General features: G+C 63.4%; 20 protein-coding genes. 12 read left to right on the top strand and 8 right to left on the bottom strand.

What is annotated here, in order from left to right; translation table 11 throughout:
• Positions 1 to 3,249 (bottom strand): helicase-related protein, encoded by a 3,249-nt coding sequence (locus N7E70_RS06150; RefSeq protein WP_263005805.1) that lies wholly within the window; start codon positions 3,247 to 3,249, stop codon positions 1 to 3.
• A 741-nt stretch (positions 3,250 to 3,990) separates the two neighbouring features.
• On the opposite strand from N7E70_RS06150, the gene aqpZ reads away from it, so the two are divergent.
• Positions 3,991 to 4,680 carry an aquaporin Z gene (gene aqpZ, locus N7E70_RS06145; protein ID WP_263005804.1) on the top strand — a complete coding sequence of 230 codons (690 nt, stop codon included), beginning with the start codon at positions 3,991 to 3,993 and terminating at the stop codon, positions 4,678 to 4,680.
• A gap of 69 nt (positions 4,681 to 4,749) precedes the next feature.
• On the opposite strand, the gene N7E70_RS06140 is transcribed toward aqpZ, so the two are convergent.
• Both N7E70_RS06140 and N7E70_RS06135 read right to left on the bottom strand, forming a co-directional pair.
• A complete protein-coding gene (locus tag N7E70_RS06140) occupies positions 4,750 to 5,472 on the bottom strand; it encodes a beta-ketoacyl-ACP reductase (protein WP_067956702.1) in 723 nt (240 codons plus the stop codon).
• A gap of 112 nt (positions 5,473 to 5,584) precedes the next feature.
• On the bottom strand, positions 5,585 to 6,769 hold the full coding sequence (locus N7E70_RS06135; protein WP_067956699.1) for an acetyl-CoA C-acetyltransferase: 1,185 nt from the start codon (positions 6,767 to 6,769) through the stop codon (positions 5,585 to 5,587).
• 294 nt (positions 6,770 to 7,063) lie between these two features.
• On the opposite strand from N7E70_RS06135, the gene phaR reads away from it, so the two are divergent.
• Both phaR and N7E70_RS06125 read left to right on the top strand, forming a co-directional pair.
• Positions 7,064 to 7,663, top strand: coding sequence for a polyhydroxyalkanoate synthesis repressor PhaR (gene phaR, locus N7E70_RS06130; RefSeq protein ID WP_067966042.1), 600 nt, complete (start codon positions 7,064 to 7,066; stop codon positions 7,661 to 7,663).
• A gap of 343 nt (positions 7,664 to 8,006) precedes the next feature.
• Positions 8,007 to 8,435 carry a GlcG/HbpS family heme-binding protein gene (locus tag N7E70_RS06125; RefSeq protein WP_067956696.1) on the top strand — a complete coding sequence of 143 codons (429 nt, stop codon included), beginning with the start codon at positions 8,007 to 8,009 and terminating at the stop codon, positions 8,433 to 8,435.
• A gap of 32 nt (positions 8,436 to 8,467) precedes the next feature.
• Here N7E70_RS06125 and N7E70_RS06120 read toward each other — a convergent pair whose 3' ends face one another.
• The 3 genes from N7E70_RS06120 to mtgA form a co-directional block, all read right to left on the bottom strand.
• Complete coding sequence (locus N7E70_RS06120; protein ID WP_067956693.1) at positions 8,468 to 8,881, bottom strand: hypothetical protein; 414 nt, start codon at positions 8,879 to 8,881, stop codon at positions 8,468 to 8,470.
• A 171-nt stretch (positions 8,882 to 9,052) separates the two neighbouring features.
• Positions 9,053 to 9,235, bottom strand: coding sequence for a 50S ribosomal protein L32 (rpmF, locus tag N7E70_RS06115; protein WP_008834724.1), 183 nt, complete (start codon positions 9,233 to 9,235; stop codon positions 9,053 to 9,055).
• Positions 9,236 to 9,388: 153 nt separating this feature from the next.
• On the bottom strand, positions 9,389 to 10,099 hold the full coding sequence (gene mtgA, locus N7E70_RS06110) for a monofunctional biosynthetic peptidoglycan transglycosylase (RefSeq protein ID WP_263005961.1): 711 nt from the start codon (positions 10,097 to 10,099) through the stop codon (positions 9,389 to 9,391).
• Between the two features lie 128 nt (positions 10,100 to 10,227).
• On the opposite strand from mtgA, the gene N7E70_RS06105 reads away from it, so the two are divergent.
• From N7E70_RS06105 to N7E70_RS06090, 4 genes are all read left to right on the top strand, one after another.
• Entirely contained in the window at positions 10,228 to 11,145 is a 918-nt protein-coding gene (locus tag N7E70_RS06105; RefSeq protein WP_442866497.1) for a polyprenyl synthetase family protein, read from the top strand.
• Between the two features lie 119 nt (positions 11,146 to 11,264).
• Positions 11,265 to 13,592: a response regulator gene (locus N7E70_RS06100; protein ID WP_269441447.1), complete on the top strand. Its 2,328-nt coding sequence runs from the start codon at positions 11,265 to 11,267 to the stop codon at positions 13,590 to 13,592.
• 140 nt (positions 13,593 to 13,732) lie between these two features.
• Positions 13,733 to 13,918, top strand: coding sequence for a hypothetical protein (locus tag N7E70_RS06095; protein WP_263005800.1), 186 nt, complete (start codon positions 13,733 to 13,735; stop codon positions 13,916 to 13,918).
• Between the two features lie 2 nt (positions 13,919 to 13,920).
• Positions 13,921 to 14,391, top strand: coding sequence for a PTS sugar transporter subunit IIA (locus N7E70_RS06090; protein ID WP_263005799.1), 471 nt, complete (start codon positions 13,921 to 13,923; stop codon positions 14,389 to 14,391).
• Between the two features lie 12 nt (positions 14,392 to 14,403).
• Here the strand turns inward: N7E70_RS06090 and N7E70_RS06085 are convergent, their stop codons facing one another.
• Both N7E70_RS06085 and ispG read right to left on the bottom strand, forming a co-directional pair.
• Positions 14,404 to 15,258, bottom strand: a complete 855-nt coding sequence (locus N7E70_RS06085; RefSeq protein ID WP_442866496.1) for a transglycosylase SLT domain-containing protein — start codon at positions 15,256 to 15,258, stop codon at positions 14,404 to 14,406.
• Positions 15,259 to 15,260: 2 nt separating this feature from the next.
• Positions 15,261 to 16,511: a flavodoxin-dependent (E)-4-hydroxy-3-methylbut-2-enyl-diphosphate synthase gene (gene ispG / locus N7E70_RS06080; protein ID WP_182574273.1), complete on the bottom strand. Its 1,251-nt coding sequence runs from the start codon at positions 16,509 to 16,511 to the stop codon at positions 15,261 to 15,263.
• 198 nt (positions 16,512 to 16,709) lie between these two features.
• Between ispG and N7E70_RS06075 the strand changes: the two genes are divergently transcribed.
• From N7E70_RS06075 to N7E70_RS06055, 5 genes are all read left to right on the top strand, one after another.
• Entirely contained in the window at positions 16,710 to 17,276 is a 567-nt protein-coding gene (locus N7E70_RS06075; RefSeq protein WP_269441446.1) for a hypothetical protein, read from the top strand.
• 119 nt (positions 17,277 to 17,395) lie between these two features.
• Complete coding sequence (locus tag N7E70_RS06070) at positions 17,396 to 18,178, top strand: 3-hydroxybutyrate dehydrogenase (protein WP_083948733.1); 783 nt, start codon at positions 17,396 to 17,398, stop codon at positions 18,176 to 18,178.
• A gap of 45 nt (positions 18,179 to 18,223) precedes the next feature.
• Complete coding sequence (locus tag N7E70_RS06065; RefSeq protein WP_067956662.1) at positions 18,224 to 19,354, top strand: patatin-like phospholipase family protein; 1,131 nt, start codon at positions 18,224 to 18,226, stop codon at positions 19,352 to 19,354.
• A 242-nt stretch (positions 19,355 to 19,596) separates the two neighbouring features.
• Positions 19,597 to 20,730, top strand: coding sequence for an efflux RND transporter periplasmic adaptor subunit (locus N7E70_RS06060; RefSeq protein ID WP_263005797.1), 1,134 nt, complete (start codon positions 19,597 to 19,599; stop codon positions 20,728 to 20,730).
• 2 nt (positions 20,731 to 20,732) lie between these two features.
• Positions 20,733 to 23,906 carry an efflux RND transporter permease subunit gene (locus N7E70_RS06055; protein WP_263005796.1) on the top strand — a complete coding sequence of 1,058 codons (3,174 nt, stop codon included), beginning with the start codon at positions 20,733 to 20,735 and terminating at the stop codon, positions 23,904 to 23,906.
• Positions 23,907 to 23,964 lie beyond the last annotated feature (58 nt).

Genomic DNA, 23,964 nt, shown 5'->3' with positions numbered 1-23,964 from the left:
TTACTTCTTGAGCTGGTCGCGCAGCGCGGCGAGCTTGGCGAAGGGCGAATCCGGATCGATGCGCACCGGACGCTCCTCGCGTGGCTTGGGCTGGAAGGCGGGCTTGCCCTTGGGGCCGTTGCGGTCGCCGCCGTGCCTGTCGGCCTGCGGACGCTCATTGCGATTGCGGTGTTCGGGACGCCCACCCTCGCCCTGCGGCTTGCCGCCGGGCTTGCGGTCGAAACGCGGACGGCCGCCATCACGGCCTTCGCCACCCTCGCGCCCGCCACTGCGGTTGCCCTCGCCCTGACCCTGACGGGCTGCGGGTGCGCCGGCGGCACGCTGCTCGCGCTGGCCGCCGCGTGGGCGATTGTCCTGGCGATGACGCGGGCGCTGCTCGAAGCGGCCCTGACGCCACAAAAGGATCGGCTTGGGTTCTTCGGCAGGCTCCGCAGCGGCAGTTGCCGGCTGGGCTTCGGCTGCAGCAGTCTCGACGGCCGCCGCTTCCGACAGCGCTTCGGCTACAGGTTCTGCGACGGCTTCCACTTCTGCGGCGGGTGCAGCAACTGCCTCGGGTTCGACGGCAGGCTCGGCCGCCATTTCGGCCACGACTTCAGCTGCAACCTCGGCAACAGCTTCCGGCGCCTGCTCGGCATCCGCTTCCTGCGCGGCTTGGGCAAATGCTTCCGTGGAAACCTCGGCGGCCTGGCCGGCAGCGGCAGCTGCCGCTGCGGCCTTGTCGGCCTGCGCCTTGGCCACGGCCTCGCGCGTGGCAGCGTCGATCGTCTCGAGCTTGTCCTTGACCTCGGCAGCCGGCTTCGGCTCGGCGCGATAGCCGAGGCCCTTGAGGATTTCTTCCATGTCGTCGCCGGTTGCGCCGAGGATCGACATCATCTGCGGCGTGACGATGAAGGCGCTGCCGTCATAGGCACCGTCAGGACGCGCACCGACGCCCTGCTTCCAGGCAAGCGCCGGGCGGATCAGATCGGCGAGACGTTCGAGAATGTCGACACGCACGGCGCGGCGGCCAAGATTGCGGAAGCCGGCGAGCTTGTAGAAGGTCTTGTCGAAAGCCTGGTCGATGACAACAGACGTACGGCCGGCGGCCAACGCGTGGACGACATCGCCGAAGCCCGGCTTGTCCTTGCCATCATTCTTGAGCGCCCAGAGCAGCGTCACCAGGCCGGACGGTGCCGGCTTGATCAGCGCCGGTACAAAGACGTGGTAGGCGCCGAAGCGGACGCCGAGACGGCGAAGTGCTGCGCGACCTTCCTGGTCGAGCGACTTCACCTCGTCGGCGATGTCGCGGCGATTGATCAGGCCGAAATTCTCGACCAACTGGAAAGCGATGCCACGGCCAATGCCGGAAAGCTGTTCTCCGGCCTTGAGATCGACCAACGGCTTGAGCAGCGACTCAATCTGGAAATTGACGAAACGGTCGGCGCGCGCCGCGACCTTGTCACGGGCCGGGCCCGTCAGTTGCTCGTCGGCGAGCAGCACGACGCGCGGCTTGAGCGCGTCCTCGCCCTCGACCAGCGTGCCGATCGGCGCGCCGATCCAGCGCAGAACGCCGTCGGAGCCAAGCGCGATATCGCCATTGGGCGACGCCGAGAAACGCTCCGCGCGGGCATCGAATTCTGTGGCGAGCGCCTTCTGTGCTGCCGTGCGCACGGCCTTGGCGTCTTCTCCGCCAGCGCTCTGATCTGCGGTGAAACGGAACCCTTGCAGTTCGCCGACATGGTGGCCCTCGACGAGGACAGTTCCGGACGGGCTTATTTCGGCTTCAAGCATAGTGTTTTCTCTAAGGCGGCGCATGAGGACGGAAGTCCTGCGGTCTACAAAGCGTTTCGTCAACCGCTCATGCAGTGCATCCGACAATCTGTCTTCGATGTTTCGCGTTTTTTCTTGCCAGTGTGCCGGATCGGCAAGCCAGCCAGGGCGGTTTGAGACAAAAGTCCAGGTCCGGATCTGTGCGATCCGGTGGGAGAGCGTGTCGATGTCGCCTTCGGTGGAATCGGCGCGGCGCACCTGTTCGGCCATGTAGTTTTCGTCGACATGACCGTTGCGGGCGAGATCGTCATACATCGACGCAATGAGGTCGGCGTGCTGGGCAGGCGCAATCCTGCGATAGTCGGGCAGCGCGCAGGTCTCCCACAAAAGGGCGACACGTTCGCGACCGGTGGCGAGCGAGCGGATGTTTTCGTCACGCGACAGGTGTTCGAGCGCCTGGGCGTCGACCGCAGGTAGCGCCCGCGTCAGGCCCTCGACGGGCGCCACCGTGTCGATCGAGCGCTTGAGCGTGTCGAGGCTTGTGAAGTCGAACGAAGCGGTGCGCCACTGCAGCACCTTCACCGGCTCGAAATCGTGCCCTTCGATCTTCTCGATCAGCTCCTCGTCGAACGGATCAACCTGGCCGGTAACGCCAAAGGTGCCGTCGCGAAGATGACGGCCGGCACGGCCGGCGATCTGGCCAAGCTCGGCGGCGGTCAGCTGGCGATACTGGTAGCCGTCGAACTTGCGGTTCTGGGCAAAGGCAACATGGTCGACATCGAGATTGAGGCCCATGCCGATGGCATCTGTGGCAATCAGGTAGTCGACGTCGCCGGACTGGTAGAGTTCGACCTGGGCGTTGCGGGTGCGTGGGCTGAGCGCGCCGAGCACGACGGCAGCGCCGCCCTGCTGACGGCGGATGAGCTCGGCGATGCCATAGACCTCATCCGCCGAAAAGGCGACGATGGCCGAGCGGCGCGGCAGCCGCGTCAGCTTCTTGGAGCCGGCATAGGCAAGATGCGACAGGCGCGGCCGGGTGACCACCGACACGCCCTTCAAAAGCTTCTGCAGGATGCCGTGCATGGTGGCAGCACCCAGCAGCAGCGTTTCCTGCCTGCCCCGCAGGTGCAGGATGCGGTCGGTGAAGATATGGCCCCGCTCGAGATCGCCGGCGAGCTGTACCTCGTCGATGGCGACGAAGGCGGCATCGGTCTGACGCGGCATCGCCTCGACGGTGCAGACGGAATACTTGGCACCGGCCGGCAGGATCTTCTCCTCGCCGGTCACCAGCGCGACCTTATGGGCACCAACCTTCTCGCAGAGCCGGCCATAGACCTCGCGGGCAAGCAGCCTGAGCGGCAGGCCGATGATGCCGCTTTCATGCGCGACCATGCGCTCGATGGCGAGATGCGTCTTGCCGGTGTTGGTCGGCCCGAGGACCGCTGTCACATCGCGACCCGACAGGATCAGGGGGTCATTCTGCTTGGAGTGAACATTCATTCTAAGGAACCGCCCTCGGCGCCGGGCCCACCCGGCGTTGCGCCGCTTTCACGACGACTGGACACATAGGGATTTGCGAGACGAAGCGAAAGCGGAATGTTCCAGATTTAAGAGTTGGAACGAGTCTGGAACGAATCAGCGACGAATCACTGACTCCGGCAGATTCAGGTTTTGTTCACCCCAACATATAGATTTCGTGCTGGCAAGTCGCACCACATGCAGATTCTCTAAAGTGGCCCGTTTCATGCTTTAGCCCACTGCTGTTAACCTTTGCCGGCCAAGCGCCCGAACGCTTTGGCAAACCCGACGCAAAATAATGATTTTGTTGATGTTTCCTATCTCCGGGTTAACGCTGGAATCGTCGACGAGCGGCATTTCGTTAACATTTGAACCAAATGCGGAACGAACAGGCGACGAATCACTGATAGGACAAGTTTCCTGATTTGTTCACCGCTAGATGTTGTGTCTTCCCCAACGACTCCACCGATTATCCACCGTGGAGTCACAGGCTTGTCCACAACAGGCTCCCGGGCGCGTTAATCTTTGCGTGCCAAAGCGGCACACCGCTGGTTCGACGAAAATATCTGTGATTGCATTACGTTAAGGGAACCACACCCGTTGAATGCGACAGCGAGGCATGTCTCCATCCGCATGTTGAGTCTGCGCGGCGGGGATTGCCCAGGCGGGGCCTCCGGAAAATGCGGCGCACCACGCAGGCGCACGACATCTGGAGGGAAGATCATGAGCAAACGTCTATTCGCCGAGTTCCTCGGCACATTCTGGCTTGTCTTTGGTGGTTGCGGCAGTGCGGTGCTTGCAGCTGCGTTTCCCGAACTCGGCATCGGCTTTGCCGGGGTAGCCCTGGCATTCGGCCTGACCGTGCTGACCATGGCCTATGCCGTCGGCGGCATCTCGGGCGGCCACTTCAACCCCGCAGTCTCTGTCGGCCTGATGATGGCCGGTCGCTTCGAAGCCAAGAACCTGGTGCCTTATATCATCGCCCAGCTTGTCGGCGCCATCGTCGCCTCGACGGTGCTCTACCTCATCGTCAGCGGTAAGGCCGACTTTGCCGGGATCGGCGGCTTCGCGACCAACGGCTATGGCGACGCTTCACCCGGCAAATATGGCCTGACCTCGGCATTGATCATCGAGGTCGTTTTGACCTTCATGTTCCTGATGATCATCCTGGGCTCGACCCATGGACGCGTGCCGGCCGGCTTCGCACCGATCGCCATTGGCCTTGCGCTGACGCTTATCCACCTGATCTCGATTCCGGTCACCAACACCTCGGTCAACCCGGCCCGCTCGACCGGACCGGCGCTGTTCGTCGGCGGCATCGCCCTGCAGCAGTTGTGGTTGTTCTGGGTAGCCCCGATCGTCGGCGCGGCGATCGCCGGCGTCGTTCACAAGGCGATGTTCGAAAAGGACTGAGCCTCACGGGCCAGACGCGAAAACGGCGCCTTGCGGCGCCGTCTTGTTTCGGGGCAGCAAGCCTGGCGGTCAGACGAAATATTGTCCGCCGTTTGCGGACAGGGTCGCGCCCGTGATGAAGCCCGATTGTTCCGATGCCAGGAACACCACGCAGCGCGCGATCTCTTCAGGCTCGCCGAGCCTGCTGACCGGGATCTGGGCGATGATCGATTCCCGCACCTTTTCCGGAACCGCCATCACCATCTCGGTGGCAATGTAGCCGGGACAGATGACATTGACGGTGATGCCGGCGCGGGCGCCTTCCTGGGCCAGGGCCTTGGTGAAGCCGATGTCGCCTGCCTTGGAGGCCGAATAATTGGCCTGGCCGGCCTGGCCCTTCTGGCCGTTGATCGAGGAGATGGTGATGACGCGGCCGAACTTGCGGTCGCGCATGCCGCTCCACAGCGGATGGGTCATGTTGAAGGCACCGTTCAGGTTGGTGTCGATGACTTCCTTCCACTGCTCGCGCGTCATCTTGTGGAACATCGAGTCGCGCGTGATGCCGGCGTTGTTGACCAGCACCGAGACGGGGCCGAGGTCAGCCTCGACCTGCTTGATGCCGGCCTCGCAGGCGTCGTAGTCGGCGACCGACCATTTGTAGACCGGAATGCCCGTCTCGGCCTTGAACTTCTGCGCAGCTTCGTCATTGCCGGCGTAGTTGGCCGCAACCGAGTAGCCCGCCTCCTTCAGCGCGATCGAAATAGCAGCACCGATGCCGCGCGATCCTCCGGTAACCAGTGCAACCTTGCTCATGCGTTTCCCCTTTTCTGCTGCTTGATGGACTGCCCTTGCGACAGGCTTTTCCCTTGCGAGAGGCTTTTAGAGACAAAAAGGGCGGCACATCGGCCGCCCTTTTGTTTTCGATTTACATCGCCTCGACACACATCGCGACGCCCATGCCGCCGCCGATGCACAGGGTCGCCAGACCCTTTTTCGCACTGCGCCGGCGCATTTCGTAGACCAGCGTGTTGAAGACGCGGGCGCCGGACGCGCCCACCGGATGGCCGATGGCAATGGCGCCGCCATTGACGTTGACGATCGCCGGATCCCAGCCCATGTCCTTGTTGACCGCGCAGGCCTGCGCGGCGAAAGCCTCGTTGGCTTCGACCAGGTCGAGATCGCCGACCGACCAGCCGGCCTTTTCCAGCGCCTTGCGCGACGCCGGGATCGGGCCGGTGCCCATGATCTGCGGGTCGACGCCGGCGGTCGCCCAGGAAACGATGCGGACCAGCGGGGTGAGGCCGCGGCGTACAGCCTCGGCTTCGGTCATCAGCACGACAGCGGCAGCGCCGTCATTGATGCCGGAGGCATTGCCGGCGGTGACGGAGCCTTCCTTGTCGAAGGCAGGCCGCAGCTTGGCAAGCGAATCGAGGGTCGCACCGTGGCGGATGTATTCGTCCTGGTCGACGATGGTGTCGCCCTTCTTGCCCTTGATGGTGACCGGAACGATCTCGTCCTTGAAGCGGCCTGCAACCTGCGCGGCTTCGGCCTTGTTCTGCGAGGCGACGGCGAACTGATCCTGCTCGTCGCGGGTCAGCTGCCACTGGCGCGCGACGTTCTCGGCGGTGTTGCCCATGTGGTAGCCGTAGAAGGCGTCGGTCAGGCCGTCCTTGATCATCGTGTCGATCATCTTGAAGTCGCCCATCTTCACGCCGCCACGCAGGTGCTGGCAGTGCGGCGCCATCGACATCGATTCCTGGCCGCCGGCGACGATGATCTTGGCGTCGCCGGTAGCAATCTGCTGCATGCCGATGGCAATGGTGCGCAGGCCCGAGCCGCACAGCTGGTTGAGGCCCCAGGCGGTCGCCTCCTGCGGCACACCCGCCGCCATGGCCGCCTGGCGGGCCGGGTTCTGGCCGGCGCCGGCGGCAAGGATCTGGCCGAGGATGACTTCGTCGACTTCCCTGGGGTCGACACCGGCGCGTGCCAGCGCCTCGCGGACCGCGACTGCGCCGAGTTCATGGGCCGGGGTGTTGGCGAAGGCACCGTTGAACGAGCCGACCGGCGTTCGAGCGGCGCTGGCGACGACGATGGAGGACGAGGCGGACATGTTTCTCTCCAGACTTCGTTTGACGAATGGTTCTTGCGCCTCGAGGACATTGGCGCTCATGACTTTTCTTGCCCGTTCCAGGACCCGAGTCAAACCGGAAAATCAACGGATCGCCGATGCTGCGGCCGCACTGCAGCAATGCTGCGCAGCATTTTTTTGCCGGCGTTGCCTCGCCTTGCCTTCTCGCAGTGCACAAACCACTTGGATTTGCGATTGCTTTGCGCTTATCCTCGTGGCCGGCGAAATGTTACCGGCTGCTTACACGGCATTCCGGTCTTCCGGGGGAGGATGCTGATGGTTGCCAAAGACACGCCAATCGTAATCAAGAAATACGCCAACCGCCGCCTCTACAACACCGGCACGAGTACTTACGTCACGCTCGAGGACCTGGCCGAAATGGTCAAGAAAGGCGAGGAATTTACCGTGCAGGACGCCAAGACCGGCGAGGATATCACGCACCCGGTTTTGACCCAGATCATCTTCGAACTGGAGAACAAGGACGGCCAGAACATGCTGCCGATCCCGTTCCTCAGGCAGCTGATCTCCTATTACGGCGACCAGATGCAGATGGTCGTGCCGAGCTTCCTCGAACAGTCCATGCTCGCCTTCTCGAAGGAACAGGAACGCTTCCGCGAACAGATGAAGGCGACCTTCGGCAAGGCGCCGATGGACATGATGAAGGGGACCGCGCCGATGAAGGCGCTGGAAGAGCAGACGCGCCGCAACATGGAGCTGTTCCAGAATGCGATGCGCATGTTCACCCCGTTTCCGATGCCCGGCACCGCAGCGCCCGCCGAGCCGGCGAAGAAAGAAACGCCCGAGAAGCCGGACGAGCTCAAGGAACTCAAGGACCAGCTCGCCGCCATGCAGCGCAAGATCGATTCGATGGGGTGAGCACCCGGTCCGCCTTGGCGGATTGAAACGTCCGGTGGACGTTTCAAAGGGTGCGAACGCCGGGAAGCTGCCGGAGGCAGCGGGGGCCCCGGCAGGGAACCGCGGCACTTAGGGCCGACGGAAAGCCAACTGCTTGGCTTTCCGAGCGTCGAACGCCCGGAGCGACAGCGAAGGGCCGGAGAGACTTGAAGCTTGAGCTCTTCCTTGAACCACCGGCAAGCCAACGCAGCACGCCCCCGCCCCTACCCTTTAGGACGAGAGATTTTCAACCTGACGCAGGGTTTTGCCGGGCGTCGGGAGGGTGTTTGCTAGACGCCCATCGATTTTATCAGGAGGACTGCACATGACCGAACTGACGCTGGCCAAGGCCAACGCCATCATCGACACCGCTTTCGGCCTTGCCGCCGAGCAGAAGTTCAAGCCCCTGGGCGTCGCCGTGCTCGACGCCGGCGGCCACCTCCTGGCCTTCCAGCGCCAGGACGGCTCGCCCTTCATCCGCGCCGAAGTGGCGTCGGGCAAGGCCTATGGCGCGCTTGCCGTCGGCTCGAGCTCGCGCGCACTCGGCGTTGCCGCCGTCGAGCGTCCGCATTTCTTCCAGGGGCTTTCGGCGGTGTCGGGCGGAAAGATCGTACCGGTGCCGGGCGGCGTGTTGATCCGCAACAAGAATGGCGACGTGCTCGGCGCGGTCGGCATTTCGGGCGACACGTCGGACAATGACGAACTGGCGGCCATGGCCGGCATCGAATCGGCCGGCTTCGTCGCCAAGGTCTGACCTATCAAGCGCGCTCCTCGAGGAGCGCGCTTCTACTCGCGCCCGAACGTGACGTCCCGGTTGGCCGAACGGATCGATACCGAGAAGCCAGCCAGCACGTCGAGCAGCGAAATCACCATCAATATGAAGAAGACCGAGCTGGTGGCGCCGCGCACCAGCAGGAATTCGACCAGGAACGCGACGAAGACGAAGGTCGAAAGCAAGTGATCGACGACAGAGGCGCTGCCCGTGCGGGTCGCCTTCACGATCTCGACGAAGAAAAGCAGCAGCGCCACCACGATCAGCAGGTCGCCGAGGGTAAGCGCAAAACTGCCGCCCGACATCATCCCCAACGTGAGGATCTCGGTTGCCCACGGATTGCCGTCGGGGCCGCTGCCGAACAAGCCGGCCACGCCGATATTGTAGAGGACGAAGGGTATGATCAGAAGGGGAATGCCCGCGAGCATGGACCGGTCTCCGCTTTGCGCTGGCACCTTCTAGAATCCCCGGACGGCCGGGCGTCAAGGAAATTCAGCACCATCATCCGGACATGCAAAAAGAAAGGACCGGCAAGGCCGGTCCTTTCCCAATTTGCTCGCTCGGGTAAAGCCGTTTGGCTTTCCCTCGGGAAAAGCTGCTTAGCTTTCCTTCGGCGTCAGAACCTGGCGACCGCGATACATGCCTGTCTTCAGGTCGATGTGGTGCGGGCGGCGCATTTCGCCGGAATTCTTGTCCTCGACATAGGTCGGGGCCTTCAGCGCGTCGGCCGAGCGGCGCATGCCGCGCTTGGACGGGGAGGTTTTTCGTTTTGGAACAGCCATGGATATACTCCACCAATCGGTCAAATGACCCTGTCCGCCCTCGTGAAAGGGCCGCGCATGGGCCGGAAACTGAGAAAGTTGGCGAGCCTATACACGGCGAAAGCAGGCTTGACCAGCCCGAAGCGACTCTTTTTTCAGCCGACAGCCGTCTATCTAGTTCAGGCACTGCACATAGGCGCCTGCCTTGGTGGCGCGGCGCTCGATGAGCGATGCGAGCCGCCTCAGCCCGGGTCCAGGCTTGGCTGGATTGCGTGCCGCCGGATTGGGCAAGGTTACCGCCAGAAGCGCTGCCTGGCGCCGCGACAGCTGGCTGGCCGGCTTGCCGAAATAATGCTGCGACGCCGCCTCGACGCCGTAGATGTTGGGGCCCCACTCGGCGATGTTGAGATAGATTTCCATGATCCGCCGCTTGGGCATCAGCGCATCGAAATAGATCGCCAGCGGCAGTTCCAGCGCCTTCCGCAGGAACGAGCGGCCATTCCAGAGATAAAGATTCTTCACCGTCTGCATCGGGATGGTCGAAGCACCACGAGTCGATTCCCCGTCGAGCGCATCGCTGATGACACCACGCAACTCACCCAGGTCGACGCCCCTGTGGGCGCAGAATTGCCCGTCCTCGGACATGATGACGGAATGCGCCATGACGGGCGCGATGTCGTCGAGCGGCACCCACTGGCGGTCATAGCCCTGCAGCGTGACGACATCCTTGATCATCAGCGTCGAGATCGGGCGCACGACCGGAGGCAGATAGAGGATGGTCAACACCACCGGCAGCGCGATCATCAGCGCGGCGAGCAGCGCACCGAGCCGCACCCAGCGGCGCAGGCTTCCGCGCGAGAACATCCCGCGTCGCGCTGCTGCCATTTCCAGCCTTTCGGTTTCCGGCTCTATGATCGGTTCCGACAACCCGTCCGCCCTGTCTTGTCAGCCTTTTGGCATAAAGGCGCTTGGCTTCTTGCGCAACGTCTGACTGTCGGCTACCGCTCGCCGCCATGACGATCGACAGCGATATCATGTTCGAAACCTTCCTGCGCATGCGCGCGGAAACAGTCGAAACGCGGTTGCGGCAGTTGCTCGGCGAGAGCCCCCTGTCCGGCGAGATCGCACGGCCCGAGCATCTGATGGCGGCGATGCGCCATGGCGTGCTCAACGGCGGCAAGCGGCTGCGCCCATTCCTGGTGCTGGAGAGTGCTGCCTTGTTCGATGCTGATGGCGAGGCAGCTCTGCGTGTCGCAACTGCGCTCGAATGTGTGCATTGCTATTCGCTGATCCATGACGACCTGCCGGCGATGGACGACGACGACCTGCGCCGCGGCCAACCGACGGTGCACAAGGCTTTCGACGAGGCGACGGCGATCCTCGCCGGCGACGGCCTGTTGACCTTTGCCTTCGACATTATTGCCGAAGAGGCGACGCCGTTGCCGGCCGACCGCCGCGCAGCCCTCGTCTTGGCGCTGGCGCGCGCTGCCGGCCCCGGCGGCATGGTCGGCGGCCAGGCGCTCGATCTCGACGCCGAACACAACAAACCCGACGAAACAGGCATCATAAAACTGCAAGCGATGAAGACCGGCGCCCTGATCCGCTTCGCCTGCGAGGCCGGCGCCATCGTTGGCGGCGCATCTGCCGACGAGCGTGAAAGACTGGCCGAGTTCGGTTCGGCGATCGGGCTCGCCTTCCAGCTTGCCGACGACCTGCTCGACCTCACCGCCGACGCCGAGACGATGGGCAAGGCAACCGGCAAGGACGCAGCCGCCGGCAAGGCGACGCTGGTTTCACTCCACGGCCCCAACTGGGCCCGCTCCCAGCTTGTTGGCCTGGTCAACCAGGCGCACGACTTGCTGGAGCCCTTCGGCGAACGCGCACTCATGCTCAAAGCTGCCGCAAGTTTCGTCGCAGAGCGCAACAGCTGATCTTTACTGTCAGCCGGCAAGCAACATTTCGCGGACAAGTTGTGCGGGTCAGAAACTCTTAATGTTAATGGTGTCTATTCCGGCTCTGTAAAATTGTGCGTATGTGTTTGGGGTTGCGCATGCCGGAGCACTCGTCCTTCATCCGTTCCATACGGATCCGATATCTTTCGGGTCTCCTGATCTTCGCCCTGACGTCTATCGCCGTCATGCTGGCCTTCAGCCAGGGCAATACTTATCGCCGCGACGTCGATGCCATTGCCGCCGAGCTTCAACTGTTCTCACGCGAACTGCGCAATGCCAGCAGCTTCGCCGAGACAACGAACGGTACCTGGCGGCCGGAAACGCAGGAAGCGCTGGCGGCTGCCGCCCGCAACCATGCTCTCAGGCTCGACGCCCGCATCAGCCACCTGGCCAGCTCGATCGACACCGTCCGCCCCAGCCTGTCCGACAAATCCGTGCGCGAACTCGACAGCGCATCCGTCAATGGCGATCTGTTCTGGTCGGCACGCGACATCACCCACAACCTCGGAGCGCTGGCGAGTGCCAAGACCTCCGACGAATGGAGCTATCGCGAGATCCGCAACCAGAACGATCTTTTCGCCCAGCCGATGCTGCTGCGCGCCACGGCCGCCATGGAAAACGAACGCCGTTATGCCGAAGCGCGCAGCGACCGGCTGCTGACCACGGCCGCCGCACTGCTGATCCTGGTCATCGGCGGCGTCGCTGCATGGGTCTTCCGCCCGATGGAACACGCCATCCGCAAGGCATTCTCCGAAAGTGCCGAATCGCTGTCGAAGGCCGAAGCGGCCGACCGGGCAAAGTCGGAATTCCTTGCCAATATGAGCCATGAGATCCGGACGCCGATGAACGGTGTCCTCGGCATGGCCGAGCTCTTGGCACGCACCGACCTGACCCCACGCCAGAAGACCTTCACTGAAGTCATCGTGAAATCGGGCAACGCGCTGCTGACGATCATCAACGACGTACTCGACTTCTCCAAGATCAACGCCGGCCAGTTGACGCTCGACCCGGCCCCGTTCCATCTCGGCGAGGCGGTCGAGGATGTCGCGACGCTGATCTCGGCCCGGGTTGCCGAAAAGAACCTCGAGCTCATCGTCCGCGTCGATCCCCGCCTGCCGAGCCACGTCACCGGCGACGTCGGGCGCTTCCGCCAGATCATCACCAACATGCTCGGCAATGCGGTGAAGTTCACCGAGCGCGGCCATGTGCTTGTCGACGTGACCGGCGAGGTCGTCGATGAGACCGTGGCACTCAGCATCCGTGTCGAGGACACCGGCATCGGCATCCCCGCGGACAAGCTGCAGAGCGTGTTCGAGAAATTCGCCCAGGTCGACGGCAGCTCGACGCGTCGCCATGAAGGCACCGGCCTCGGCCTTGCCATCGCGGCCCGCCTTGTCGACCTGATGGGCGGCCGTATCGGCGTCGAAAGCGAGCTCGGCAAGGGTTCGGTGTTCTGGTTCACAGCGATGCTGCCGGTCCATGACGCGCAACAGGAAAGCAGCGTCGTGCCGGTCGACGTCACCGGCGCGCGCGTGCTGGTCATCGACGACAATCCGGTCAACCGCGAAATCCTGCTGGAGCAGCTGAAGAGCTGGGGTTTCGACTGTGCAGCCGCGGAAAGCGGCGCCATCGGCCTCGCCTTCCTGGACCGCGCCGCCCAGCTCGGCGCCAGCGTCGACTGCGTCATCCTCGACTACCAGATGCCCGGCATGAACGGCGCCGATGTCGCCAAGGCAATCGCCGCCGACAGCCGCATCTCGTCGATCCCGGTGGTGCTGTTAACTTCGGTCGACCAAATCGATTTCTCCCGCATGGTGCTCGATTTCGGCATCGCCGCGCATCTGACCAAGCCCGCCCGCTCGGCAGTGCTGCTCGGCACGGTGATCGCTGCGGTGCAGAAGGCCCGATCGCAGGCCGGCCGCACCGAATTCGTGCGCGAGCCGGTCCGACACACACCTGCATTCACGGTCATCCGCGGCCCTTCCGTCGCACCGGTCGCCCATCACGAGCCGGCAGTGTTGCAATCCAGCGGGCTCGACGTCCTGGTGGCCGAGGACAATGAGGTCAACCAGCTCGTCTTCGGCCAGATTCTATCCGGCCTCGGGCTCAGCCACCGCATCGCCGGCAATGGCCGCACGGCGGTGGAGATGTACCGCACCTTCAAGCCCAAGCTGATCCTGATGGATGTTTCGATGCCGGAGATGAACGGCTACGAGGCGACACGCGCCATCCGCTTGGAGGAAGCGGCCAATGGCAGCCGCACGCCGATCATCGGTGTGACAGCGCATGCGTTGAAGGGCGACCGCGAGAAATGCATTGACGCCGGCATGGACGATTACCTGCCCAAGCCGGTGTCGCCCGACAAGCTCGGCGCCAAGATCGGCATCTGGCTGAGCGAGAGCGCCGAGCTCGTCCAGTCTGCGTGACGACGCAAACTGCCTATGACTTCTTTATTTCTTGGCAGTTCCGCCCGTCTCGAATCCTGATGCGGCTGATTTTACCTTCCTGACGCGACCGGACAACGGCGACCTCGCCGCTCCGGCGTGAACAACAAGGAAGTAAGAAAATGCTTCGTACCCAGATGCCCGACCGGTTCGTCAGTGCACGGACCACAGAGCCCACGCGCCGTGATGCCGCCAATGACGGTAAGCTGGTCAAGGGCCAGACAGAGCCCTTCATGTTCACCCGCCTGTTCTTCGTCACCGGCGTGCTGCTGGGCGGCCTGGCGATGGCCACCATGCTTTCAAGCTGACAATGGAAATCTCGGACGTGATTTCGGTCGAGGATGTGGTCCTCGACCTCCGGCCGGAGAGCAAGACACGACTGCTCAAAGCGCTTTCGGCGCATGCCGCACGCCGCACCGGCTGTCCGGCCGCCGAGATCAGTTCGACGCTTGCAGCCAGGGAAAAGCTCGGCTCGACCGGGCTTGGCCAAGGCGTTGCCATCCCGCATTCCAGGTTGCGCGGGCTGCAGACGCCCTATGGCGCGTTTGTAAGACTGGCCGCACCCTGTGCCTTCGAGGCTATCGATGACCGGGATGTCGACCTTGTCGTGCTGCTGCTGTTGCCGGAGGCCTCGCCGCAGGAACATCTCAACGTGCTGGCCAAGATCGCCCGTCGGCTGCGCGACGTCGAAGTGGTGGCAAGCCTGCGCAAGGCAGGCGACGCTGCCACTTGTCATCGCTTGCTCACGGACCAGCCGCTCAAGAGCTCGGCAGCCGCCTGAACAGACCGGCCGTCAGCGGTTCCTGACCACGATGCAGGAGCCGCCGATGCTGCGCAGGCTCTGGCAGATCTGGCCTGCTTCGCTGCGGTCGTCGGCGCCGATGCGCACGGCATAGATGCCACGTCGGCCGATTGGCGTACGCACCCGACTTACGACAGGATCATGCGACGACAGCAGCTTCGGAAATCGTCCCTCGAGCCGCTGCCACTGCCTGATCGCCGCCGCGCGGCGGAAATTGCCGGCGACCTGGATGCCCCAGGGTTTCACATGCACGCTGGCCATGGCGACTGTCTGGGACATGATCACCTTCAGGTTCTGGCAGGCGGCGGCAAAAGACATGTTCGGATCGAGCGGCCGGTTCGTGCCGACATGGGCCTTGTCGGCAAAATTGTCGGCCGGCTCGCCCATGATGTCGAGCACATAGTCCTCGGTTTCGAGCGGCAGGAAGCCGCCTGACGACAGCCAGCGCGCGACGCGGTTCTCGCCGGCATTGTAGGCAGCGGCGGCCAGGCCAAGATTGCCGAAGCCGGATTTGAGCTCGCTGAGATAGCGCGCCGACGCCGGGATCGCCTGCTCCATGTCGAACGGATTGGCGAGGCCGCGCATCGCGGCGGTACCGGGCATGAACTGGGCAATGCCTTCCGCACCTGCCGGGCTCACCGCATTCGGATCGAAACGGCTCTCCTTCCAGATCAGTCTTGCGAAGAACTCGCTGGGCAGGCCGTGGCGTCGGGCATGGGTGTCGATGAGCTCGCAGACGCGCCCGGCATGGGTCTTCTTCGGCGACCGTGGCGGATCGGCCAATGCAGGCAGGCACATGGCAAGCGAGACGAGGAAAGCCAGAGCTGCCCTCGACAGGTTGCGCATCCCTATTCGGCTGCCGCCTGGCCGCGGCCGAAACGCTGCTCGATATAATCGGCAACCATCTTTTCGAAATCCGCGGCGATCGCTGGACCGCGCAGCGTCGCGGCCTTCTTGCCGTCGATGAACACAGGCGCCGTCGGCGTCTCGCCGGTGCCAGGCAACGAGATGCCGATGTCGGCATGCTTGGATTCGCCCGGACCATTGACGATGCAGCCCATCACCGCAACCTTCAGCATTTCGACGCCGGGATACTTCTCGCGCCAGACCGGCATGTTCTTGCGCAGATCGTCCTGGATGTTCTGGGCCAGCTCCTGGAACACGGTCGAGGTGGTGCGGCCGCAACCCGGGCATGCGGCAACGATCGGCACGAACTGGCGGAAGCCCATCGTCTGCAGCAGCTCCTGCGACACCTGGACTTCCCTGGTGCGGTCGCCATTGGGCTCAGGCGTCAGCGAGATGCGGATGGTGTCGCCGATGCCCTGCTGCAACAGGATGCCCATCGCCGCCGACGAGGCGACGATGCCTTTCGAGCCCATGCCTGCTTCGGTCAGGCCGAGATGCAGCGCGTGGTTGGAGCGAGCGGCGAGCATTGTGTAGACGGCGATCAGGTCCTGGACGCCGCTGACCTTGGCCGAAAGGATGATGTTTTCACGCGGCAGGCCGATTTCTTCGGCGAGATCCGCCGAGATCAGCGCCGACTGCACGATCGCCTCGTGCATGACCTGGCTGGCGGTGAGCGGCGAGCCGTTCGCCTGGTTCTCGTCCATCAGCCGGGTCAGCAAATCCTGGTCGAGCGAGCCCCAGTTGACGCCGATGCGCACAGGCTTGTCGTGGCGGATCGCCATCTCGACGATGTCGGCAAACTGCTTGTCCTTCTTCTCCTTGAACCCGACATTGCCCGGATTGATGCGGTACTTGGCCAGCGCCTCAGCACAAGCGGGATGGTCGGCAAGCAGCTTGTGGCCGATGTAATGGAAATCGCCGACCAAAGGCACGTTGATGCCAAGGCGGGCGAGACGGTCGCGGATATGCGGAACGGCGGCGGCACTTTCGTCGCGGTCGACGGTGATGCGCACGATTTCGGACCCGGCGCGATGAAGCGCTGCGACCTGGGCGACGGTCTTGTCGATGTCGGCCGTATCGGTGTTGGTCATCGACTGCACGACGACGGGTGCTTCGCCACCAACGATCACGCCGCCGACGCTGACGCCGACCGACTTGCGGCGGGCAAATGGGGACGAAAAATAGCCGGTCATCGACGGCCTTCTTGAAGCTCGAGGTATCCGCGCCTGAGGTGGCGCGCGCTGCGCGCGATGTCAATATCGCAGGTGGTCGCGCCCGCCAAGGGCGGCGTTAACCTGGCAGCATGCGGAGATGAACAACGGCGTCCAATGCTGTGGTGTGGCCCCACATCCATGGGGGATTTCATGGCAGCATCGCTCCGCAGTCCCGTCTTGCCGCTTGTCGCCCTGTCAGCACTGCTAGTTTGCGCCCAAGCCCGCACCCAGGCAATCGAACCCGGCAAGGAGGGTGAACTCGCCAATTTCATCCCCCCTGAAGCCGGCGCACGCGCCTGTTTCGGCCGGATCTACGACGAAGCGCATCTCAAGGCGCATCCGAAGCAGCAGGTGACGGAAATGCAGTTCCGCATCGCCTACTACATTCACGAGCCGGACGCGTTTTACCCCAAGGGCCAGCGCAACTATTATTTCGAGGTCCTGGCCAGGCTGCGCGGCCACAAGCAGGCGAAGCCGCTCAGCGCGATGGGCGAATGCAGCCCCAGCGACGACGGCAAGTCGATCTTCTGCGGCGTCGATTGCGACGGCGGCGGCGTGATGGTCAAACGCAGCGTCGGCGGCAAGATAGTGGTCGATCTCGAGGCGCTCGGCCGACTGCGTATGACATCGGATTGCGGCGAGGACGAAGAAGGCGGGGTCGAGTTATCGTCCGGCGCCGACGACAAACGCTTCCTGCTGTCGAAGCAGGCCTCATCCGAGTGCCCGGCCTACGACGACTGGTAGGAAAGACTCGGTCCTCACCCCACAATTTCACGAAACTGTGCGACAGCGGTGCTTCTTTTGCGCCGCACAGCACGTATATGTTGCATCGCACCATAAAGATTCCCGAAGGATTTTCCTGCATGACCGCGACCAGGACCGCCATCGTCACCGGCTCGACCTCCGGCATCGGCCTCGCCATCGCCGAGGCTTTTGCCCGCGACGGCATGAACGTCGTCATCAACTCCTTTTCCGATACGCCGGCCGACCATGCCATCGCCGAACGGCTGTCGAAGGAACACAAGGCCGAGGTCGTCTACATCAAGGCCGACATGTCCAAGGCGGCCGAATGCCGGGCGCTGGTCGCCAGGGCCGCCGAGGAATTCGGTACCGTCGACGTTCTGGTCAACAATGCCGGCATCCAGCATGTCGCCCCGGTCGAGGACTTCCCCACAGAGAAGTGGGACGCCATCATCGCCATCAACCTGACGTCGGCGTTTCACACCACCGCGGCCGCGATCCCGCTGATGAAGAAGGCCGGCAGCGGCCGCATCATCAACATCGCCTCGGCCCATGGCCTGGTAGCCTCGGCCTACAAGTCTGCCTATGTCTCGGCCAAGCATGGCATTATGGGCCTGACCAAGACGGTGGCGCTGGAACTGGCGCAGGACAAGATCACCTGCAACGCCATCTGCCCCGGCTATGTGCTGACCCCGCTGGTCGAGGCGCAGATCCCCGACCAGATGAAGGCACACAACATGGACCGCGAGACGGTGATCCGCGAGGTCATGCTCGACCGCCAGCCGACCAAGGAATTCGTCACCGTCGAGCAGATCGCAGCGACTGCCGTCTTCCTCGCCTCCCCGGCGGCAAGCCAGATCAACGGCACCCACATCTCGGTCGATGGCGGCTGGACGGCTCAGTAACGCTCCGCCAGGTAGACGAACCCCGACACAAAGGACAATGACGCCATGACTGGAAACGGCACGGCGGAGGAGAACAAGCCGATCAACGTGGCGCTGCAGGGTGGAGGTTCGCACGGAGCCTTCTCCTGGGGCGTGCTCGATCGCCTGCTGGAGGACGGCCGGCTCGACATCAGGGCCATCTCCGGCACCAGCGCCGGCGCGATGAACGCGGTGGCGTTGGCCGACGGCTGGGTCCGCGGCGGTGCCGAGGGAGCACGCGCCAAGCTCGCTGGGTTCTGGCGGGCAGTCGCACGAAAGGGACGCTTCAGCCCGGTGCAGCGTTCGCCATGGGACGTGCTGTGGGGCAATTGGTCGATCGAGAACACCCCCGGCTACATCTGGTTCGACACCATGTCGCGGGTGCTGTCGCCCTATGTCGCCAATCCCCTGAACCTCAACCCGCTGCGGGACGTCGTCGCCGAGGAGATCGACTTCGCCAATGTCCGCGCCTGCAAGGACATCGACCTGTTCATCTCGGCGACCAATGTCGAGACCGGACAGTTGCGTGTGTTCAGCGACGGCGAGATCGACCTCGACACGGTGATGGCCTCGGCCTGTCTGCCGCAGATCTTCCAGGCCGTCGAGATCAATGGCGTGCCCTATTGGGACGGCGGCTATGGCGGCAATCCAGCGATCTATCCGTTCTTCAAGGCCAATGAAACGGACGACGTCCTGCTCGTCCAGATCAACCCCGTCATCCGCGAACAGACGCCGAAGACGGCCAACGAAATCCAGAACCGCATCGACGAGATCACCTTCAATGCCGGATTGCTGCGCGAATTCCGCGCCATCGCCTTCATCAAGGAGCTGATCGCCGCAGGCCGCCTGCCTCATGGTGAGTTCCGCGACATCCGCATGCACCGCATCGACGCCGACGAGGCGTTCAAGGATCTTTCAGCGTCGTCGAAGGTAAATGCCGAGTGGGCTTTCCTCGAATACTTGCGCGACCTTGGCCGCACGGCGGCCAGCGACTGGCTCGAGGACAACTTTGATTCGGTGGGCACGAAGGCCACGCTCGACCTATCCGGGCAGCTCGACGACGGCTTCAAGCCGCTGCATGGCCCCTCGGTCGGGCGCCGCGTCCGCGAGTTTCTGGCCACCAGAACCAAGCCAGCAGCCGTTCGCCAGCACAACTAACCCGCGAAAATCCGCCATTGGGGACAAGCAACCACGGCGTGCTGACACCTCCTGCCAGTTTTGTCAGGATGATGTTTCCATTCTTTTTTATCACTATTTTGTAATCTTCATTTGATGTAGAAGACGCCCTTCCGCCGCTTTGCCCCCGCGGCGGATTGAATGCGGTATTGCGCGCCACCATATCGGGGCGACGCGCCAGGCAAGATGGCGGTAGCCGCAACCGTCCTTAACGGATAACGACAATGTCGAAGATTAGGTTCCATAAGCTTGCAGCCTTGGTCGTGCTCGTGGCATTCGCCGCGTGGATGGGCACTGGCGAATTCTCTTCGGTGGGCAGCGCTCAGACTCAACCCGACGAAAAACCTGCCCAGGCCGCAGAACAACCAAAGGCGCCGCTGCGCACTGTCATGGTTGTCGCGCCGCCACGCGTCGAACACGCCCGCGCCATCCGCATTTCCGGCCAGACCGAAGCAGAAAAGCGCGCAACGCTTGCCACTCGTGCGGCCGGCATCATTGCCGAACTGCCGGTCAAGCAGGGCGACCACATCAAGCAGGGTGACCTGATCCTGATGCTCGACGCCGAAGAGAAGGCCGCAGCCGTCGAAACGGCCAAGGCGGTGCTGTCGCAGCGCAAAGCCGAATGGGAAGCAGCGCAGAAGCTCACCAAGGCAGGCTCTGCAGCCAAGCTGACCGGCGACATTGCATGGTCCAACTACCAGACCGCACAGTCGCAGCTCCAGGCATCCGAAGCCGAGCTGTCGCGCAACCAGGTCAAGGCTCCGTTCAACGGCGTCGTCGATCGTGTTTCTGTGGAGCTCGGCTCCTCGGTCGTGCAAGGCGGCGAGGTTGCCACGATCCTGAGTCTCGATCCGATCCTCGCCAAGGGCGAGATCAGCGAGCGCGACCTGCGCTACGTCAAGATCGGCGATGAGGCCGATGTCAGCCTGATCAACGGCGAAGTGGTCAAGGGCAAGGTTCGCTATATCAGCCGCGACGCCACCGCCAAGACCCGCACCTTCCCGATCGAGATCGCGGTCCCCAACAAGGACAATGCCATCCCGGCCGGCATGACCGCTGAAATCACCGTGCGCGCCAACCCGACCGACGCGGTGGTGTTGCCCCGTTCGGTGGTGACGCTCGGCCAGAACGGCGACCTCGGCATCCGCGCCATCGACGCGGCGTCGAAGGTGGTCTTCTTCCCGATCGACCTGGTCGACGACACCCAGAAGGGTCTCGTCCTCGGTGGCATCCCAGCTGACGCGAAGGTCATCATCGCCGGCCAGGATCTGGTCAAGGAAGGCGACGAAGTGCAGGCCCAGGTCGCCGACGAGGCGGCCCTCAAGAAACTCGCTGAAAGCGCAGCCGGGACGCAGTAAAAATGGATATCGTCAGCCTTGCGATCCGCAATGCGCGACTGACCCTTTCGGTCTTGCTCTTCCTGGTCATCGCGGGGGCGCTTGCCTACCGCGCCGTGCCCAAGGAAGCCGAGCCGGACGTCGCCATTCCGATCATGTATGTCAGCCTGGTCTACAACGGCATTTCGCCTGAAGACGCCGAACGACTGTTGCTGCGCCCTGTCGAATCTCAGCTCAAGAGCCTGAAGGGGCTCAAGGAGATGAAGTCGAACGCCTATCAGGGCGGCGCCAACGTCGTCGTCGAATTCGATCCGTCGGTCGATTTGGGCGATGCGTTGATCGACACGCGCAACAAGGTGCAGGACGCCAAGCGCGACCTCCCCGCGGGGGTCGAGGAACCGACAGTCAACGAGGTGAATCTGTCCGAATTCCCGGTCGTGTTCATCACGCTGTCCGGCGACATTCCGGAGCGCGCTCTGACCGCCGCCGCCAAGGACCTGCGCGACCGCATCGAAGAGGTGCCCGGCGTGCTCGAGGCCGAGATCCAGGGATCTCGCGACGAGCTCGTCGAGGCGATCGTCGATCCGGTAAAGCTGTCTTCCTATGGCCTGCAGCTCGACCAGCTCATCCAGGGCGTCGGCGCATCGAACAGTCTCGTCGCCGCCGGTACCATCGAGGGAGCGGAAGGCAAATACGCGGTGAAGGTGCCGTCGCTGATCGAAACGCCGGAGGACGTCGCAAACCTGCCTGTCGTGGCCGGCCCGAACGCTGTCGTCCGAGTTCGCGACGTCGCCACCGTGCGTTCGACCTTCAAGGACGCCGAGACGATCGCCCGCATCGACGGCAGGCCGGCGATCACGCTGGCGGTCAAGAAGCGCATCGGCGCCAATGTCGTCGAGACCATCGAAGGCTCGAAGAAGGTTGCCGAAGAGTTCGTGGCAAAGAGCAAACAGGCGCTGCCCGACCTGCAGGTGACCTACACCCAGGACAAATCGGTTTTCGTCAACCAGCTGCTGAACGACCTGCAGAACCACGTGATGATTGCCGTCATCCTGGTCTTCATCGTCATTCTCTATGCGCTTTCGGGGCGCGCCTCGATGCTGATCGGACTGGCGATCCCGTCTTCGTTCCTGATCGGCATCCTGCTGCTTGCCTTGATGGGCTACACGATCAACATGATCGTGCTGTTCTCGCTCATTCTGGCGGTTGGCATGCTTGTCGACGATGCGATCATCGTCACCGAATATGCCGAGCGCCGCATGTCGGAAGGCATGCCGAAGGCGCAGGCGTTCGAGGAAGCCGCCAAACGCATGGCCGGACCGGTCATTGCGGCGACCCTGACTCGTATCGCGGCGTTTTCGCCGCTGCTGTTCTGGCCAGGCATCGTCGGCGACTTCATGAAATATCTGCCGATCACACTGATCGTCACGCTCGCCGCCTCGATGGCCTATGCGTTGATTTTTGCCCCGGCGATCGGCGCCATCATCGGCAAGGCGCCGCTTCATGGCGAGGAAGAAAACCGCGACGGCCTCTACATGGCGATCGTCAAGAAGGCCGTGGCCTTCCCGATCACCGCCATCGTCCTGACGCTGATGCTGCTGGGCGGCGGCCTCTATTCCTATGTCAAGTTCGGCAATGGCGTGGAGTTCTTCCCCTCGGTCGAGCCGGACTACGGCCTGCTTTACGTCCACGCCCGCGGCAACCTCTCGCTTGAGGAAATGGACGCCGCAACACGCATCGCCGAACAGCGCATCATCGGCTGGCCCGGCATCAAGTCGGTACTGACCAAGGTCGGCAAGACACGCGGCGGCGAGGACGTTCCGGAAGACGTCGTCGGTGTCATCAACTATGAGTTCATCGACTGGCGCGAGCGCGAATCCGCGCACAAGATCCTCGACGACCTGCGTGTCGCGATGGCCGGCATTCCGGGCGTCGATGTCGAGGTGCGCGTTCCGGACGCCGGCCCGCCGACCGGCAAGGCCATCCAGGTGCAGCTTTCGGCGACGGACCCGACCGGGCTCAACGACTATGCCAAGCTGGTGGCCGCGACCGTGGCCAAGGTTCCCGGCGTCATCGACCTTTCCGATGGCCTGCCGCCCCCCGGGGTCGACTGGGCGCTTGAGGTCGATCGCTCCAAGGCCGCGCAGTTCGGCATCAGCCCGACCTCTGTCGGAACGGTGGTTCAGCTCGTGACCACGGGCCTGAAACTGACCGACTACCGGCCCGCGGGCACGGACGACGCGGTCGACATCAGGCTGCGTCTGCCGGAGGACCGACGCACGCTGTCGGCGCTCGACGAGTTGCGCATCGAAACGGCACAAGGGTCTGTGCCTATCTCCAACTTCGTCTCACGCAAGCCGGAGCCGACCGCTGGCGTCCTGAAACGTATCGACAGCAAGCGCACCATCACCATCCAGGCCAATGTGGCAGGCGGCTTCCAGGTCGCCGAAGTTCAGGCTGCGGTCGCCAAGGCCGTTGGTGAGATTGCCAAGCCGGGCGTCGACTGGAAGCTCGCCGGGTCGAACGAAGACAGCGCGGAGGCCGCTGCCTTCCTCAGCAATGCGTTCGGCGCCGCGATCTTCCTGATCTTCATCGTGCTTCTGGCGCAGTTCAACAAGTTCACCAGCGTGCTCTTGGTGTTGTCCTGCGTCGTCATGGCGGTGATCGGTGCGCTGCTCGGCATGTTGCTGACCGGTCAGACCTTCGTCATCGTCATGTCGGGCATCGGCTTCATCGCACTGGCCGGCGTGGTGGTGAACAACAACATCGTGCTGATCGACACCTATGATCGGCTGCGCGACGAAGGTTGGAACAAGCTCGACGCGGTGCTGCAGACCTGCCGCGAACGCGCGCGGCCCGTGGTACTGACCGCACTGTCGGCCATCCTTGGCGTCATGCCGATCGCCTTCGGCCTCGGCCTGGAGATCTTCCACCACGAGACGACGATCAACGCCCCGTCGACGCAGTGGTGGATCGCGCTCTCCTCGGCGATCGTCTTCGGCCTGTCGTTCGCCACCGTGCTGACACTGGTGGTGACGCCGGCGATGCTGATGGTGTTCACCCGCGAGAAACGCAAGCCCGGCCAGCGTGGCTGGTTCAGCAAGCTTCTCCACCGGAAGGACAAGGTCGAGGCTAGCGCCACCCCGGCGCCTAGCCCCGACGAACCTGCTGTCGCCTTCCCCAAGGCAGCGGAATAGACTGACCAAGCAGGACCCCATGAAAGGCCGCCCAGGAACAACCGGGCGGCCTTTTGCG

Origin of the sequence: Aminobacter sp. NyZ550, assembly GCF_025628925.2 — a bacterium.
In the GTDB taxonomy this organism is placed as follows: domain Bacteria; phylum Pseudomonadota; class Alphaproteobacteria; order Rhizobiales; family Rhizobiaceae; genus Aminobacter; species Aminobacter ciceronei.
Note: the sequence above shows the minus strand (reverse complement) of the source record. Positions and strands in the feature narration are given on the sequence as shown.